At 53.0% G+C, this 15254-nt stretch carries 17 protein-coding genes; 9 read left to right on the top strand and 8 right to left on the bottom strand.

Annotation, left to right across the window (positions count from 1 at the left end; all coding sequences use genetic code 11):
• Positions 1 to 155 precede the first annotated feature (155 nt).
• From I2123_RS13665 to I2123_RS13645, 5 genes are all read left to right on the top strand, one after another.
• Entirely contained in the window at positions 156 to 2417 is a 2262-nt protein-coding gene (locus I2123_RS13665; RefSeq protein WP_213050718.1) for a right-handed parallel beta-helix repeat-containing protein, read from the top strand.
• Positions 2418 to 2486: 69 nt separating this feature from the next.
• Positions 2487 to 2807, top strand: coding sequence for a hypothetical protein (locus tag I2123_RS13660; protein ID WP_244879818.1), 321 nt, complete (start codon positions 2487 to 2489; stop codon positions 2805 to 2807).
• The gene (locus tag I2123_RS13655) at positions 2804 to 3319 is read left to right on the top strand and encodes a lysozyme (RefSeq protein ID WP_213050717.1); all 516 of its coding nucleotides are present in this window, start codon (positions 2804 to 2806) and stop codon (positions 3317 to 3319) included. The genes I2123_RS13660 and I2123_RS13655 overlap by 4 nt, the downstream gene beginning before the upstream one ends.
• On the top strand, positions 3304 to 3690 hold the full coding sequence (locus I2123_RS13650; RefSeq protein WP_213050716.1) for a hypothetical protein: 387 nt from the start codon (positions 3304 to 3306) through the stop codon (positions 3688 to 3690). Before I2123_RS13655 ends, I2123_RS13650 begins: the two co-directional genes overlap by 16 nt.
• 8 nt (positions 3691 to 3698) lie before the next feature.
• Positions 3699 to 3968, top strand: coding sequence for a hypothetical protein (locus I2123_RS13645; RefSeq protein WP_244879817.1), 270 nt, complete (start codon positions 3699 to 3701; stop codon positions 3966 to 3968).
• Between the two features lie 181 nt (positions 3969 to 4149).
• On the opposite strand, the gene fhuF is transcribed toward I2123_RS13645, so the two are convergent.
• The 3 genes from fhuF to narX form a co-directional block, all read right to left on the bottom strand.
• Positions 4150 to 5004 carry a siderophore-iron reductase FhuF gene (fhuF, locus tag I2123_RS13640; RefSeq protein ID WP_244207832.1) on the bottom strand — a complete coding sequence of 285 codons (855 nt, stop codon included), beginning with the start codon at positions 5002 to 5004 and terminating at the stop codon, positions 4150 to 4152.
• Positions 5005 to 5065: 61 nt separating this feature from the next.
• Complete coding sequence (gene narL, locus I2123_RS13635; protein ID WP_112169481.1) at positions 5066 to 5716, bottom strand: two-component system response regulator NarL; 651 nt, start codon at positions 5714 to 5716, stop codon at positions 5066 to 5068.
• A complete protein-coding gene (gene narX / locus I2123_RS13630) occupies positions 5713 to 7503 on the bottom strand; it encodes a nitrate/nitrite two-component system sensor histidine kinase NarX (protein WP_213050714.1) in 1791 nt (596 codons plus the stop codon). Before narX ends, narL begins: the two co-directional genes overlap by 4 nt.
• Before the next feature lie 376 nt (positions 7504 to 7879).
• On the opposite strand from narX, the gene I2123_RS13625 reads away from it, so the two are divergent.
• Both I2123_RS13625 and I2123_RS13620 read left to right on the top strand, forming a co-directional pair.
• Positions 7880 to 9298: a NarK family nitrate/nitrite MFS transporter gene (locus I2123_RS13625; protein WP_112169485.1), complete on the top strand. Its 1419-nt coding sequence runs from the start codon at positions 7880 to 7882 to the stop codon at positions 9296 to 9298.
• A gap of 204 nt (positions 9299 to 9502) precedes the next feature.
• Entirely contained in the window at positions 9503 to 10465 is a 963-nt protein-coding gene (locus I2123_RS13620; protein ID WP_213050713.1) for an alpha/beta hydrolase, read from the top strand.
• A gap of 266 nt (positions 10466 to 10731) precedes the next feature.
• Here the strand turns inward: I2123_RS13620 and I2123_RS13615 are convergent, their stop codons facing one another.
• Positions 10732 to 10830, bottom strand: a complete 99-nt coding sequence (locus I2123_RS13615; RefSeq protein WP_136627600.1) for a YoaK family small membrane protein — start codon at positions 10828 to 10830, stop codon at positions 10732 to 10734.
• 13 nt (positions 10831 to 10843) lie between these two features.
• Entirely contained in the window at positions 10844 to 11161 is a 318-nt protein-coding gene (locus I2123_RS13610) for a hypothetical protein (protein ID WP_112169489.1), read from the bottom strand.
• Positions 11162 to 11360: 199 nt separating this feature from the next.
• On the opposite strand from I2123_RS13610, the gene I2123_RS13605 reads away from it, so the two are divergent.
• On the top strand, positions 11361 to 12272 hold the full coding sequence (locus I2123_RS13605) for a LysR family transcriptional regulator (protein WP_213050712.1): 912 nt from the start codon (positions 11361 to 11363) through the stop codon (positions 12270 to 12272).
• 105 nt (positions 12273 to 12377) lie between these two features.
• The gene (locus tag I2123_RS13600) at positions 12378 to 12875 is read left to right on the top strand and encodes a YjjA family protein (protein WP_213050711.1); all 498 of its coding nucleotides are present in this window, start codon (positions 12378 to 12380) and stop codon (positions 12873 to 12875) included.
• A 424-nt stretch (positions 12876 to 13299) separates the two neighbouring features.
• Here I2123_RS13600 and nth read toward each other — a convergent pair whose 3' ends face one another.
• The 3 genes from nth to rsxG are packed head-to-tail and all read right to left on the bottom strand — an operon-like array spanning position 13300 to position 15254.
• Positions 13300 to 13938 (bottom strand): endonuclease III, encoded by a 639-nt coding sequence (nth, locus tag I2123_RS13595; protein ID WP_213050710.1) that lies wholly within the window; start codon positions 13936 to 13938, stop codon positions 13300 to 13302.
• The gene (locus I2123_RS13590; RefSeq protein WP_112167623.1) at positions 13931 to 14629 is read right to left on the bottom strand and encodes an electron transport complex subunit E; all 699 of its coding nucleotides are present in this window, start codon (positions 14627 to 14629) and stop codon (positions 13931 to 13933) included. Before I2123_RS13590 ends, nth begins: the two co-directional genes overlap by 8 nt.
• Positions 14622 to 15254 carry an electron transport complex subunit RsxG gene (gene rsxG, locus I2123_RS13585; RefSeq protein ID WP_112167624.1) on the bottom strand — a complete coding sequence of 211 codons (633 nt, stop codon included), beginning with the start codon at positions 15252 to 15254 and terminating at the stop codon, positions 14622 to 14624. The genes I2123_RS13590 and rsxG overlap by 8 nt, the downstream gene beginning before the upstream one ends.

Below are 15254 nucleotides of genomic sequence, written 5' to 3'. Positions count from 1 at the left end.
CTGTATATAAAAACAGTATCAAATCATTTCAGTTTTTGCCAGCCCTTTGTGTTTACCAATAAGGTAATCTAGCGATGCGATATAGGTAATTAAAATTCATATAGGGGTTATTAGACGGTAAGATGAGCGGATTACCAACAACGCGGAGCCGCGCCATGACTGTTTCAACTGAGGTTAATCAAGCCGCATACACGGGGAACGGAGTTACTACTGTCTTCCCATACCCATTTCGCATATTGAGTTCATCTAACCTGAGAGTCACACGGATAGATCTTCAGGAAGTTGAGACGGTTTTGACGCTCGGAACTGACTACACGGTCAGTGGTGCTGGTACGTATAACGGTGGAGCAGTGACATTGAATGCACCGTTGCCAAATGGTTACGGGTTTATCATTGAGAGGGATCTTGATGCTGTGCAGGAAACAGACCTGCGTAATCAGGGAACATTTTTTGCAGAGGTACATGAGAATGCTTTCGATTATCTGACCATGCTTATCCAGCAGGCGTTGGGTTGGATCGGTTTAGCATTAAGGCGGCCTAATAGTCGTTCATCATTTTACGATGCTAAGCAATTCAGAATCGCCAGTCTTGCAGATCCTATTAATGCTCAGGATGCAGTGAACAAACAAACGCTAAACAATGCATTAGCAGCGCTGTCTACTGATGGTTCAGGGCAGTTTGTTCTTCAGGTTCTTGCCGATACGTCGTCATTAACGCAGGGTGATGCGAAAATAGGAGTAAAGCAGCCGTTTGCTGGGGCCGTAGATAAAACACAGCACGATAAAAACAGTGAGATTCTTGATGTTTCAGACTTCGGAGCGTTTCCTTTATTAGATGACAATATTCAAAATTTAAACAAAGCATTTGAAGCGTTGCGCACCAAAGGTGGCGGTACTATTCGCATAACAATCCCGGGCGTTTATAAAATAAGCGGCCAGTTAACAATGTATGCGAATACTAAACTGGAGATGAGCGAAGGGGTTATAATTAGACGCAACTACACCGCAAGTACATCGATGTTTAGCTTTGCGCAAGGTCAAGCTAGCAATTCGAGTGTTATAGGTGGAGCATTTGACGGTAACGCACATAACATGGGTGACGCTGCATTTGATATACTTGGCAGCACAGAAAATAATGATTTATTAATATCTGGCGTCACCTTTATGAATGTTTGTGACTTCCACTGCATAGATATTTCAGCATGGAAGAGAGTCGTTATACGTGACTGCCTATTCACTGGCTTTAAACTTGTAGATCCGTCTCGGAACTATTCCGAAGCGATTCAGTTAGATCCAGGGTTACTGAGTGCTGGTTCTTATGTGCAGAGCAATGATTTGCTGGTTGAGAATTGCATTGTGCAGCCAAATTCTGAATCTGGATTAGGAAGTTTTGGCGCATTGATAGGAAACCACGCCACCTCTTACGGGGTGCAAGACAACAATATTCGTATTATTAATTGCAAAGCCGTGGGTTGTCTATTCGCAGGTGTTCGCGTATTTAACTGGAGTAACTGGTTGGTACAGGGGTGCACCTTTATGGATAGCACATCTCGCGGCATCCACGTAACACCACTGCCAAGCAGTGTAAAACCCCAAGGAAGTCGCCATGGGAAAATCATAGGTAACACATTCCTAAGAGTGCGCGCTCCAGTGTTATTTGCTGCTCCCCCCTTCCCGTTTACAGACATTTCAGACATATGGCATGACTACATAGAGATTAGCGATAATTCTATGGAAGTATCTGAACCTTTAGGTTATGCGATAGACGCTCGATGGTGTCGAAATTTAGTTGTGTCAAACAACGTTGGTCGCGGCGGTTTAGGTTTGTTTGGCGGGAGATTTATACAAAAATGCGTTATTAAGGGCAACGTGTGGTCAGATGCAACAAATAACGGGGTGTGGGTTACTGAGGCAGATTCGACAAGTTTTATCGGTACTGGACTGTCAGGCAATGTAATTATATCTGATAACGTGTTTACAAACATTTCCTATAGTGGCGTGCATATAAACGGTAAGTATGACGGTTTTGTTGTTAAGGGAAATGTTATGTTCGGTGTTAGCACTGCCTCAAACACAAGGAGTGGAGTTAATATAGACTCTGCGTCATCTAACGGAATTATCGAGGGTAACAATATACGTAGTAACGGAGCTGCTATTGGCCCAGACCTTGGCATCCGCGTTACCAGTACATGTTCTAATGTGAAGGTTTACAATAATTCAGTATATGGAAATTCTCCTATAAACAACCAAGCGACAGGAGAAAGTGGTGTTAGCCATTTATTCAGCACTGGGTCGCCGAGCACGATTGGGATGGGGGCCCCTATTGGTAGCATTTACACCAGAAAGGATGGAGGAACAGGTAATACACTCTACATAAAAGAGTCAGGTACCGACTCAAATGGTTGGGTGGCAAAATAGGAAGGTAATTTTTATCCGTATGTGAATATTTGTGTATCATGGGGCAACCTACTTCAAAGGGGTTGTCTCATGAACCAAGTTCAAAACTGGATACACAACGCGTTAAGCACGATCGGCAGTTGGATAACCTACCTATGGGCAACAGTGACCGCCGGTACAGCACTACTATCACTTCAAGATTACACCTTCATTATCGGTACCGTCGTCGGTGCCATCTATACCATCCGCACATACCGCATTAATAAGGCTGCCAAGTTGGCGTCTATTGCTGATGAGAAAAGGCGCACAGATTTGTATGCCGATTTTCTCAGGAACTACGACCCCGCTAAACCTCCCGCCGCAATTGAGATAGTCCATGAAGCCCTGCAACGTGCGAGTAACGACGCATGAGTGCCATCAGAAAAGCCGGTAAAGCCGGTGCCGTTTGCTCCGTCATAACCATCATCGCTCTGGTCGTCGCCAGCGGGCAGGTGAGAACCAGTGAACCGGGTCTGGAACTGATCGGTAATGCTGAGTCTTGCCAGCGTGAGCCGTACCGGTGCCCGGCAGATGTCTGGACGGACGGCGTGGGCAACACGCACGGCGTTAAGCCCGGTGTCCGCAAGACTGATGCGCAGATCGCCGCCGACTGGGAGAAGAACATCATCGATGCGGAGAAGTGCGTAAACCGGTACGCCGACGGTGAGAAGCTGAAACAGGGCGCGTTTGATGCTGCTGTCAGCGTGACGTTTAACATCGGCTGTCCGGCGATGCGGAAGTCCACGATGTTCTGGATGTTCAGGCAGGGACGGATAACCGAAGCGTGTAATGAGTTCCCGCGCTGGGTATACGCAGGTGGCAAAGTTCTTCCCGGCCTGGTGACGCGCCGCGATAAGGAGAAGGCATTATGTCTAACGCCGTAAAGTTGATTGTCTGCATTGTCGTGTTGCTGCTGGCGCTGAGCGCGGTTGTCGGCCTTGGCGCCTGGCTGGCCGGTCGGCATTACCAGCCAACCATCGACAACCTGAACGATAAACTGTCGAAGTGTGGCAGCCTGAAGGATCAGGCCAACGCAACCATTCATTCGCAGAACGCTGCAATCACCGCGCTTCAGCAGGCAGCTGTGGTCAGGGAGAAAGCTGCAAAGGATGCTGTGGCCGCCGCGCGCAAATCAGCGAAGGATGATTACGGCAAAGCCAGTGATGTTCTGGCTGAGCGCGTTGATGGTCCTGACGTTTGCGCTGCTGCATCTTCAGTGTTCGACGCTGAGTTAGCGCGGGAGCGTGCGAAATGAAATGGCTGATGATAATGCTGGCCGTCGGCCTGACCGGTTGCTCTGGGCGCGCCGCTGTTTCGGAGCCTGTTTATGTTGAAGTGAAAGTCCCGGTGCAGGTACCATGTGACCCTGGTGCTATCGCCGCGCCAGCCTTCGCAGTTGACCGGTTGCCGATCGGTTCTTCCATAGACAAACAGATGCAGGCTCTTCGTGCTGAACGCCATCAGCGGATCGGATACGAGAAAGAGCTGAATGCCGCCGTTGATTCTTGTCGTACCACCGCAAAGCCGGGTTAACTTCACCCCGGAACGGTATCAATGACGGTATTAAATGATATTGTCTGTATTAAATTTAACAATATCAAAGTCTTAGCATTCGACTATATAACCTAATTCTTATAATTATCTGCGGTTAAGATCCAATGATTTTTAACGCTAAGCTTAGTCAGGTTTTGTAAGCCTTTGGCGGATTTAGAAATTACTCCGCCATTGTTTTGCGTCTTTTGCCGGATTTACGTTCTGCTAGCAATAACGGACAGGAAGGGCACATCGCGTGATCTGCCAGATCGTAGCGCAGACAGCACTGTTTACGGTATTGCGCGCTGTCGGGATCGGCTGGGTTTTCCGGGCGCAGCGGCTGGAACAGCGGATTTTTACCGCCCCGGCGCAGCTCACGGGATTCCATCAACGCCATGCCGTCAGAGATATCCGCGTTCGCCAGCTCCGCCTGCTTCACGCCCCAGCCGACGCGGATTGCCGCGTTACTCCAGTAAATACCCGGCTTGAGACCGGAGAATTCTGCCAGTGCTTCACACACCGGGCGCAAATGCTGCTCGATCATCACATCAAACCGCGCCATTGGCTCGGCGGAGGTCAGCGCTTCGCCTTCACCGTCGAGATATATCTGCGCGGGCAATCCTTCTTCCTGCATGCACAAATAGACGTTTTGGGCGGCGATAGGCAGCTGCCACCCGTGGCGCAGGGAAACGATGACCCAGCTCGGCAAAAGGGTGGCGAAATACCATTGTGACCACATTGAGATCCGCGCACGGCGTTTGTCGCACTGCGCGGCGTCGGCAGCGTTGGCATCCAGATAGCGTTTGAGCACGCTGGCGCAACCTTCGGCCGTGGTCAGATGCGACATCGGCACGGCGTTGGTCACCAGCGGCGTCAGCGGTTTGAAGGTGTCCGCCACCCAACTGACGGGCGTATCGCGGAAACTGTCGAGGAGTCTTTGCATTGTCGATGTCGAATGGGATTCGGCGCTATAAATCATGGAGGTAGAGTAGCGAATATTGAAGCGGAATAGTAATGATTTCGATTTAGATTGCACAAAACACCACACCGCGCACACGGCGGGGCGCAATGGCTATGCCCCGCCGTAAAGCTGAGGCTTACAGCACGTTACTTTGCAATACCCACACTGCCGCCTCGACACGGGATTTAAGTTTCATCTTTTTCAGCAGATGTTTAACGTGCACTTTCACCGTGCTCTCGGTGATGTTCAGCCGACGGGCGATCATCTTGTTCGGCAGACCTTCGGCAATCAGCTTGATGATGTCACGCTCGCGCGGCGTCAATGACTGAATATCCCGGTCGCCGCTTGGACGGCTTTCGCGAAGGCTGGCGGCCAGCACGGGTGTCAGTGCTTCGCTCAGCACCATCTTACCGGCGGCGGCGTTGTGCAGCGCAGTCAGCAAATCTTCCGGCTCCATATCTTTGAGCAAATAACCGTCAGCACCGCGCTTGAGCGCCGTCACGACGTCATCTTCATGATTGGACACGCTGAACACCACCACGCGGCCTGAAAGCGAGGTCTGGCGCATCTTATCCAGTGTATCCAGCCCGTTCATGCCGGGCATGTTCAGATCCAGCAAGATCAGGTCGGGATCGAGCTGTTTCGCCAGTTCGACGCCTTGCTCGCCGTTGCTGGCTTCGCCGATGACTTGCAGGCTGGTGTCGAGTGCTATCAGCTGTTTGACGCCGTTACGCAGCATAGGATGATCGTCAATCAGCAAAATGGTGGAAGGGGTGATGTCGTTCATACTTGCTCCTGGGGATTGATAGGCAGGGCTTCCGGGCGGAAACGCACCACAACTTCAGTGCCGCCGTCCGGGCGCCGGTCAAACCGGCAACTGCCATGTAGGGTACTGGCGCGATCCTGCATGATGATCAGGCCATAATGATTTTGCCGTTCGGCGTTAAGCGCAATGCCCTGACCGTTGTCGCAGATGCGCATAGTGATCGCTCCATCGTCGCAGTGCAGGGAAAGCGAAACCTGCGTTGCCCTGGCGTGTTTGTGCGCATTGTTCAGCGCCTCGCGGGCGATGTGCAGCAGATGTATGCCCTGATTGGCAGGGACGGAACGCGGCGGGATCTGATAATCAAAACCGACCGTCAGTCCCATGCGGCGCGAGAATTCATCTACGGTATGTTGCAGCGCGGCGCGCAGGCCGGGCGTATTGAGCGTCAGGCGGAAGGTGGTCAGCAGTTCACGCAACTGACGGTATGCGGTGCTCAGCTCATCACGCATTTGCTGTAACAGATTCTTGTCATCGTCGGAAAACGATTCGGCGTGCATCTGCAGGCAGGCGACCTGAATCTTCAGGCAAGAAAGCGACTGTGCCAGCGAGTCGTGTAGCTCACGGGCAATGGCCGATCGTTCTTCCATCAGCATAAGTTGCTGCTGATGTTCAGCCTGACGCGCCAGCATCAGCGTACTGGTCAGCTGTTCGAGCAGGGTTGTCACCAGCTGTTGCTGATCGTCGTCAAGATGCTGACCCGGTGGCAGCTGCGCCAGCAGCACGGCGTAGTTCTCGCGCTCATCGCGCAAACTCCAACTCAATGATTCGCCGTTTTCATCCGCGTGTTCCCCGACCTTCGGGCTGACCGGCTGGCGCGGCGATGCGTTGCTAAATTCGTTAAAGACTTCGGCGCTGTTGTTCTCATACAGACGCAGCTGAACCCCGCTTAACGGGGTCAGAGACTGCAACTCTTTCAGCACCGGCTCCATGCGCACTTCCAGCGGTTCGCTGGTGTGCAGCTGGCGGCTGACGCGGTACAGATAATCCAGTACCTGATTTTTTTGTTGCAGGTCGGCGGTTTTTTCCGCCACGCGCTGCGCCAGATTATCCACCATTTCCGCCAGTGCCAGAGACATGCTGTTGAGCGAATCGCCCAGAATATCCATCTCGTTATGCGCATCACCGTTCGCCACGCGTTTACGCTCATAGCGATGGCTGAAATCCCCGGCAGTGATGGCGCTGGCCTGAGACAACAGCCTGCGCCATGGCGTCAGCAGACGGCGGCGCAGGAACCAGATAGTGACGGCGAGCAGCAGCAGGGTGACGGCCACCAGCGCGCGCTGGATCAGTGAAATCTGCTGTAAATGGTTTTCGGTTTTGTGTTCGAGAGTGGCGACCAGTACGTCAAGCTGGCCGACAAACACTGCGACGTTGGCGGAAATATCCTGCGGACGTTTGGCTGCCAGCACCTGATCGCGCAGTGTGGTTTGCCAGTAATTACGCAGTGCCAGAAACTGCGGTTGCAGGTTTTCACGTTCGACCGCCTGCAACAGATCGGCGCTGTTCTGATCGTCTTCCATCTGACGAATGTAAGCGGTGTTTTTACCGCTGAGCGGCACTTCCGACAGCAGCCGGTAACTTTGCATACGCAACGATCCGGCCTTATTGATCGCGTGTGCGTTGCCTTCGATACTGCCCGCCATCCACGCCGCCATGCTCATACCCCCGATGCCCAGCAGGCCGAGCAGCAGCATCAGCAAAGTGATTTGGCTGACCAGCGACAGAGAAGGCAATGCGCGTTTAAGCATGGATCGGGTTTCCGGTGGTGGTGAAAATCGTTAAGTAATTGGTTATATACCGCTTAGTGCTGAACTCGGCACGGTGTAATGGGGGGCATTTTTTATGATCCGGATGACTTTCCCTATACCCCTTTGTGGTTACTCCTTTATTTCCTCCTGCGGGGGAGTCGGGAAGGGAACGTGAGGATTAAGGCATCAACCTGATGAATTATAGTATTTTTTTGGAAAACGGCCCGCTACTCACAAAGGATCCATGATGATTTTAACGCCTTTTTCCACCTGCCGTTGGGTTGATTTGCATCAACATCCCTAAGCGGTGCTCTACCTAGTGTGTGCGACATAACTCAACCATTACAACAATAACGCGCGTCAACTCGAGGTTCTTATGTCACACACATCCGCTTCACCGACGAAAAAACCGTCCCGCCTGTTGCAGGACTGGCGTCCGGAAGACCCGGCATTCTGGGAAAAAACCGGCCACAAAGTCGCCAGCCGAAATCTCTGGATCTCCGTGCCGTGTCTGTTACTGGGTTTCTGCGTCTGGATGCTGTTCAGCCTGGTTTCCGTTAACCTGAACAAAGTCGGTTTTAACTTCACCACCGATCAGCTGTTCATGCTGACTGCGATCCCATCCGTTTCCGGCGCACTGCTGCGCGTGCCTTACTCCTTTATGATCCCGCTGTTTGGCGGACGCCGCTGGACGGCGCTCAGTACCCTGTTCCTGGTTCTGCCTTGTGCATGGCTGGGCTTTGCGGTGCAAGACACCACCACGTCATACAACACGTTTTTGATCATCGCGTTGCTGTGCGGCTTCGGCGGCGCAAACTTTGCTTCCAGCATGTCTAACATCAGCTTCTTCTTCCCGAAAGCGAAGCAAGGTGGCGCGCTCGGCATAAACGGCGGTCTGGGCAATCTGGGCGTCAGCGTGATGCAACTTGTGGCTCCACTGGTGATTTCCCTTGGTGTTTTTGCTGCGTTCAGCGATACACAAACGCTGGCAAATGGCTCAGATATCTGGCTGCAAAACGCTGCGTGGATTTGGGTGCCGTTCCTGGTGATAGGTACTGTTGCTGCCTGGTTTGGTATGAACGATCTGGCGTCGTCTAAAGCGTCGATCCGCCAGCAGTTACCCGTGCTCAAACGCGGTCACCTGTGGATCATGAGCGTGCTGTATCTGGCGACGTTCGGCTCGTTTATCGGCTTCTCCGCGGGTTTCGCGATGCTGACCAAAACCCAGTTCCCTGATATCAACATCATGCAGTACGCCTTCTTCGGCCCGTTCTTTGGGGCACTGGCGCGTTCTGCCGGTGGGATGCTGTCGGACCGTCTGGGTGGCATCCGTGTGACGCTGGTTAACTACATTCTGATGGCGATTTTCGCCGGTCTGCTGTTCCTGACCTTGCCGGTCAACGGTGTGGGCGGTAACTTCCCGGCCTTCTTCGCCGTGTTCATGGTGCTGTTCCTGACAGCCGGTCTGGGCAGTGGTTCGACTTACCAGATGATTGCCGTGATATTCCGTAAACTGACCACCGATCAGGCGAAAGCCCGTGGTGCGACCGACGAAGAAGCCCTGCGTGAAGCCGTGACTGACACCGCTGCGGCGCTTGGTTTTATCTCTTCCATTGGTGCTATCGGCGGGTTCTTCATCCCTAAAGCCTTCGGGACTTCTCTGGCGATGACCGGTTCGCCGGCTGGCGCGATGAAAGTCTTCCTGGTGTTTTACGTGGTATGTGCATTGATCACCTGGCTGGTGTACTGGCGCAAGCTGAACAAAGGCTTTGCGACCAAACGGGTCAAAAACTGACTCGGTGAAAGTGACAGGAATTAACTAAAGGGGCTTCGGCCCCTTTTTGCTGCGCGGAACTTACTCACGCAGAAATCCAGAAAATTGCAGATTCAGCTACTGTGTGTGTTTTCGTTATCTCAGGGTGCCATGCCTGCTTTTTAATATGCGCGTATCGCGTTATAAATTAAGGCGACGACAGACATTTTTGGAGAATGGCGCCTGATGAAAACAGTACACCTGGTTGACCCTGAATTACGTCCTTTACTGGCACTGATGCCCGAACGGATCCTTGAGGCATCGGTTCTGCCTGCGATGCGTGAGGAACGTCAGCGTGCTGCACTGCAAAATCTGTCACAGGATGATGGCCTGGATGTGGCGATCACCGGACATCTTATTGACGGTGCCGAAGGAACTCCCCCGGTGCGGGTGGCAATTATTTCGCCGCGTAATGCCGGGGCAGGCCGGATGGGCATCCTTCATATTCACGGTGGCGGATATGTATTGGGCAGCCCGGAGCAATCGATGCCGCTGACGCGACCGACTGTGGCAGAACAGGGATGTGTGATTGTCTCAGTAGATTACCGACTGGCACCCGAAACGCCTTTCCCCGGTCCGCTGGAAGATTGTTACACCGCGCTGGTTTGGATGGCCGAACATGCCGGGGCGTTAGGGATCGACCCGCAACATATAGGCGTGATGGGTGACAGTGCGGGTGCAGGATTAGCGGCGGCGCTGGCGCTGTTAGCTCGCGATCGCGGCGGACCAAAACTCGCTTTTCAGAATCTGATGTATCCCATGCTTGATGACCGGACGGTAACCGAGCCGGACCCCAATCCGGTGACCGGCGAGTTTGCCTGGACACGGGCAGACAACCAATTTGGCTGGCACGCCTTTCTCGGTATCGAACCCGGCGGCGAAGATGTCTCCTTTTATGCGGCCGCGGCGCGTGCAGAAAATCTCAACGGATTACCCCCTGCGTGGATTGGTGTGGGTTCGATAGATTTATTTCTTGATGAGAATATCGAGTATGCGCGCCGGCTATTACGGGCGGGTGTCCCGGTGGAGTTAAGTGTTTATCCCGGCGGATTCCACGGTTTCAACGGTGATGCGACCGTTGCGCTCGCACGCCGTGCCCGCGAGCAGCGGCAGAATGCGTTATCGTTTTTCAATCCGTTGCGTCAGTGAGGATTCGGCCAGTGAGTTGTCAGGCCAGCGGGTAGAATTCGCTTTTTCAGAGGGAAAGAGCATGGCGGCATCAGGCTCTTATTTTCAATAAAACCGCATTAAAAAACCGGCTCACTGGCCGGTTTGCATTCGCAAAAACATCAGAACATATTTGCGTTAAATATTTTAACGCTAACTCCAGACTAGACCGATGCGCGCAGATAGATACCTAAAACGCTATTTTATTTGAGTTAAGTGTCATAGGACTGATTCAACGTGGAGCATGTTCACCCTCCCGGCATCGCCGCGCCACTGGCAAAAAACCACACCATAAAACCGACTGCGCCTGCCAGTACGATGACCGGCGGTATAAATTTCAATTTCATTTTTTGTTGTCCATTACTGGTCGATAATCGCTGAGCCCTGATACCACGGCCCGCAAAAACCCACCGAGCCATTTGAGATACTGCAATCGTGATAAGAACCGTCTGAGGTTTTGACGGCAGCCTGCCCCTGATACCAGCCGCCGCAGAAGGTGACGCTGCCATTTGAAACGGTGCATTGGTGATACGCGCCATCTTTCATGACCGGCACGGAATCTGACTGTGCCCAACCGGCGCAAAAGGTGACACTTCCGTTAGAAATCGTACAGTTCTGATAATCTGCCTGACTGGCTGCACTCACGGTGATTAATATCGCAAACAACACCTTTTTCATATTATCTCCCTATAAATATGGGGCTTATTATAAATGAGTTGAATGTGTTCTGCGGCAGGGTTTCTGAGTTATCCGCAAAAACAAATGTCTTCAATGTGCGATATCATACGTTATGCATTATTTGGAAACGGCCAGACGAACAAAAATCCGTTCACACTGCATTCCAGATTACTTACCTAACTCAATGAAATAAAAAACTTTGGACATCAAACAGCTCATCTATTTATGTAATCTCGAACGCGAGCGGCATTTTGGCAGGGCGGCGGAAGCCAGTTTTGTCAGTCAGCCCACGCTGTCGATGCGCTTAAAAAACCTCGAGAAAGAACTCGGGCTGAATCTCATCAACCGTGGGAATAACTTTGAAGGTTTCACCGCCGAAGGGCTACGGGTGCTGAGCTGGGCGCGGGAAATCGTGGCGGTGTATGAAGGGCTCAAGCTGGAAGTGGAATCGCTGAAACAGGGCATGAGTGGCACGTTGCGCATCGGCGTGATGCCGCAGTGCAGCGTCTCGCTGGCGCAGCTTATCAAAGCGGTGAGTCTGGTGCATCCGGGGCTGGATTACCGGGTATCTGAAGTGAGCGCCGATCAGCTGATCGAAGCGCTCAGCAGCCATTCGGTGGACGTCGGCATCGGTTTCTTCGAATTCTCTACCCTCAATGAACTGCGCTTCCAGCTGGTTCCGATCGATGACGGCGGCGTTGACGTGGTTTATCACCCGGATCACTTCCCGGAATTGCAAAAGCTCAGTCTGATCTCCGCCGAACAGGCCGTGGCGTTGCCGCTGTGCCTGTCAGAACCGAGCCGCTATTTCCGTCGTTATCTGGATAATTTCTTCCGTCAGGCCGGGCTGGAACTGCATCCGCGCCTGGAAAGTACCTCGATATTTCAGCTGATGCAGGGCGTCTTTGTTGGCATCGGCTGTGCGTTGGTGCCGCGTGGTCATCTGATCGACGAAATGAATCCGGCACTAAAACGTTGTCCGCTGGATATCACGCCGATGAGCCGCCATGCCGCGCTGGTGGTCGCCGAAGCAGGGCGGTCAACACCGCTGGCGCAACACTTCTTCACCGCCGCCGGGCTGTGGTTAGCGCAGAAGCCTATTGAGAAATAAACGCACACTGTTCAGTGCCGATTTATCTCATGAAATCCTATTGATGTAATGGATGTTTGGGCTCAAGCTTTGCGTTATGACTTAAGTAAAATGGATGGAACGACAATGAAAACTTTAAAAACGGTGATTTTAGCCGTGGCGGCGAGCAGTATTTTACTGGCTGGCAGCGCACAGGCATCGAACAATCTGCTCGGGCAACTTCAGCAGGCGGCTAACGAAGGTCTGAACGGCGCGGGCAAAAACACCAACAGCACCGGCACGACCTCTTCGCTGACCTCACTGCTTAGCGGCGGCGACGGCGCACTGACTTCGACCAGTGCCAACAACGTGGCGGGTGTGTTGCAGTACTGCGTGAAAAACAACGTACTTTCCAAAGCCAGCACCGAGAATGTGAAAGACCAGCTGCTGAGCAAACTGGGTATCCAGACCGCTTCCGGCGCGGAAAGCCAGGATTACCAGCAGGGGCTGGGTGGCTTGTTGAAAACCGGTAAAGACCAGAGCGTGGATCTGAATAATCTGGGCAGCGGGTTAACGCAGGTGAAAGAGAAAGTAAAAACCAAAGCATGTGATGTGGTGCTGAAGCAGGCTAAATCGTTTATTTGATTTGGCTGCCATGCATCCCGGCTATGTTTCAGGTATTTCTGCTATTGCCGCAAAATCCTGTCACGTCATAATTTTTGCATCCGACCATACGCAATGTAAAACAGTACACGGACAGCTCCCTCCCCTGCGAAGGGGAGGGCTGGGGTGGGGTATTGATGCCAAATCAATAATTTGACGTTTTCTCCGACAAATTTATGGCGTGTTATACCCCCTCCCGGCCTCCCCCTTCGCAGGGGGAGGAGCAAAGCAAACCTGCTCAGTGCTTTTTTTTATAATGATGGGATGGCGTGTTTAAAAAAGCGAGGGAGATCAACGAGGGAGGTGCTTTCCTCCCTCGTTGGCGGGGCGTTAAGCGATCACTGCCATTGAGAAACCGAAACTGTCTCGGTCAGATTTTAAGCCATTTCAGCAGCAGCCTCTGCAACTACTCCGCGTAGACCTTCTCTTTACTCTCACACAAATCCTCGATCAAACAACTCCCGCACCGCGGCTTACGCGCAATGCAGGTATATCGCCCGTGCAAGATAAGCCAGTGATGGCAATCGAGCATAAATTCCTTCGGGACGACTTTCAGCAATTTCTCTTCGACGTCCTCGACGGTTTTTCCCGGCGCGAACTTTGTCCGGTTGCAGACGCGGTATATGTGCGTGTCGACGGCGATGGTCGGCCAGCCGAAAGCGGTGTTGAGTACCACGTTGGCGGTTTTGCGGCCAACACCCGGCAGGGCTTCCAGCGCAGCGCGGTCTTCCGGGACTTCACCGTTATGCTTTTCCAGCAAAATGCGGCAGGTTTTGATCACGTTCTCGGCTTTCGAGTTGAACAGACCGATGGTCTTGATGTGTTCCTTCACGCCGTCCACGCCGAGCGCCAGAACGCAAGCTGGTGTGTTGGCGACCGGATACAGCTTCGCGGTCGCTTTATTGACGCTGACATCCGTGGCCTGCGCGGAAAGTAGCACCGAAATCAGCAGCTCGAACGGGGTGGTGTACACCAGTTCAGTGGTCGGATGCGGGTTGTTATCCCGCAAACGGCTGAGGATCGCGATGCGTTTTTCCTTATTCATGCACACTTCCTTTTGGCAACGTTTCTTCGGCCGCGACGTGTTGCACGGCTTTCCGCGCTTTCATGCGCTGATCGATCAGGTATTTCGCCGCCAGCAGCAGGCCGAGGCCGATAAAGGCACCCGGTGGCAGCATCGCCAGCAGGAACGGGTTATCCAGATGAATCACTTCGATGCGCAGGACTTTTGCCCACGGACCGAGCAGCAGATCCGCGCCGTTAAATAACACGCCGCTGCCGAGAATTTCACGCATGGAACCGAGCACGAACATCGCACAGGTCGCGCCGAGTCCGGTCATCGCGCCGTCGAGCGCCGCCAGATGCACCGGACTGTTCGCCGCGCAGGCTTCCGCCCGCCCGACCACAATACAGTTGGTTACGATAAGCGGAATGAAGATCCCCAGCGCCTGATACAGGCCGAACGCGTAGGCGTTGATCAGCATTTCGACAGTACTCACCACCGAAGCGATGATCAGCACGTAAATCGGAATACGGATTTCATCGGGGATCCACTTACGGAACGCCGAAATCATGCCGTTGGTGCAGGTCAGTACCAGCGTGGTCGCCAGCCCCAGGCCTAAGGCGTTAGTCGCGGTGGACGTCACGGCCAGCAGCGGGCAAAGCCCCAGCAGCTGCACCAGAGAGGAGTTATTGGTCCACAGACCCTGAACGATTATCTTTTTGGCTTCACTCATCACGGGCTCCACAAGGGGTGAGGTGGGAAAGCTGAGACGGTACCGTCCCGATAAATAACGCTGTCCGCTTAACGGAACGCACCACGGCGCGCGGGGTAATGGTCGCGCCGGTGAATTGATCAAACATACCGCCGTCTTTCTTCACTGCCCAGCGCGCGTCTGCCGCGCCGTTGACGGTCTGATTGGCGAAATGCTTGATCCAGTCGGAAATACGCACTTCAATTTTGTCGCCCAGCCCCGGTGTTTCATGCTGTTCCAGCACGCGGGAACCGTACACTTTGCCGTTGAAATCCGCGGCAACCAGTAACTGAATAGCACCTGAGTAGCCATCCGGTGCAGTGGTTTCTACCACGGCGGCCACCGGCTTACCCGCCTTGCGCGCCAGATACATCCGGTGTGGGGTGGCAGTGCCCAGTGATTCATCGGTGACGTTGTAACATTCATCCTGCAGGTTGTTATCATACACGCTGGCAGGAATGACCTGATCAAACAGCGTCTTTTGCTGTAACAGTGCCTGATGCTCGATAGTCGGCTTGGTCAACAGGTTGACGATGGCGGTCATCCCGGTCATCAGTGCGCCAAAGAAAGCCAGAATCAGGCCGTGGCGTCGCATTGTAGCTAACAT

Source organism: Rahnella inusitata, assembly GCF_018288855.1.
Lineage (GTDB): Bacteria > Pseudomonadota > Gammaproteobacteria > Enterobacterales > Enterobacteriaceae > Rahnella > Rahnella inusitata.
This window is presented reverse-complemented; position numbering and strand designations above follow the sequence as displayed.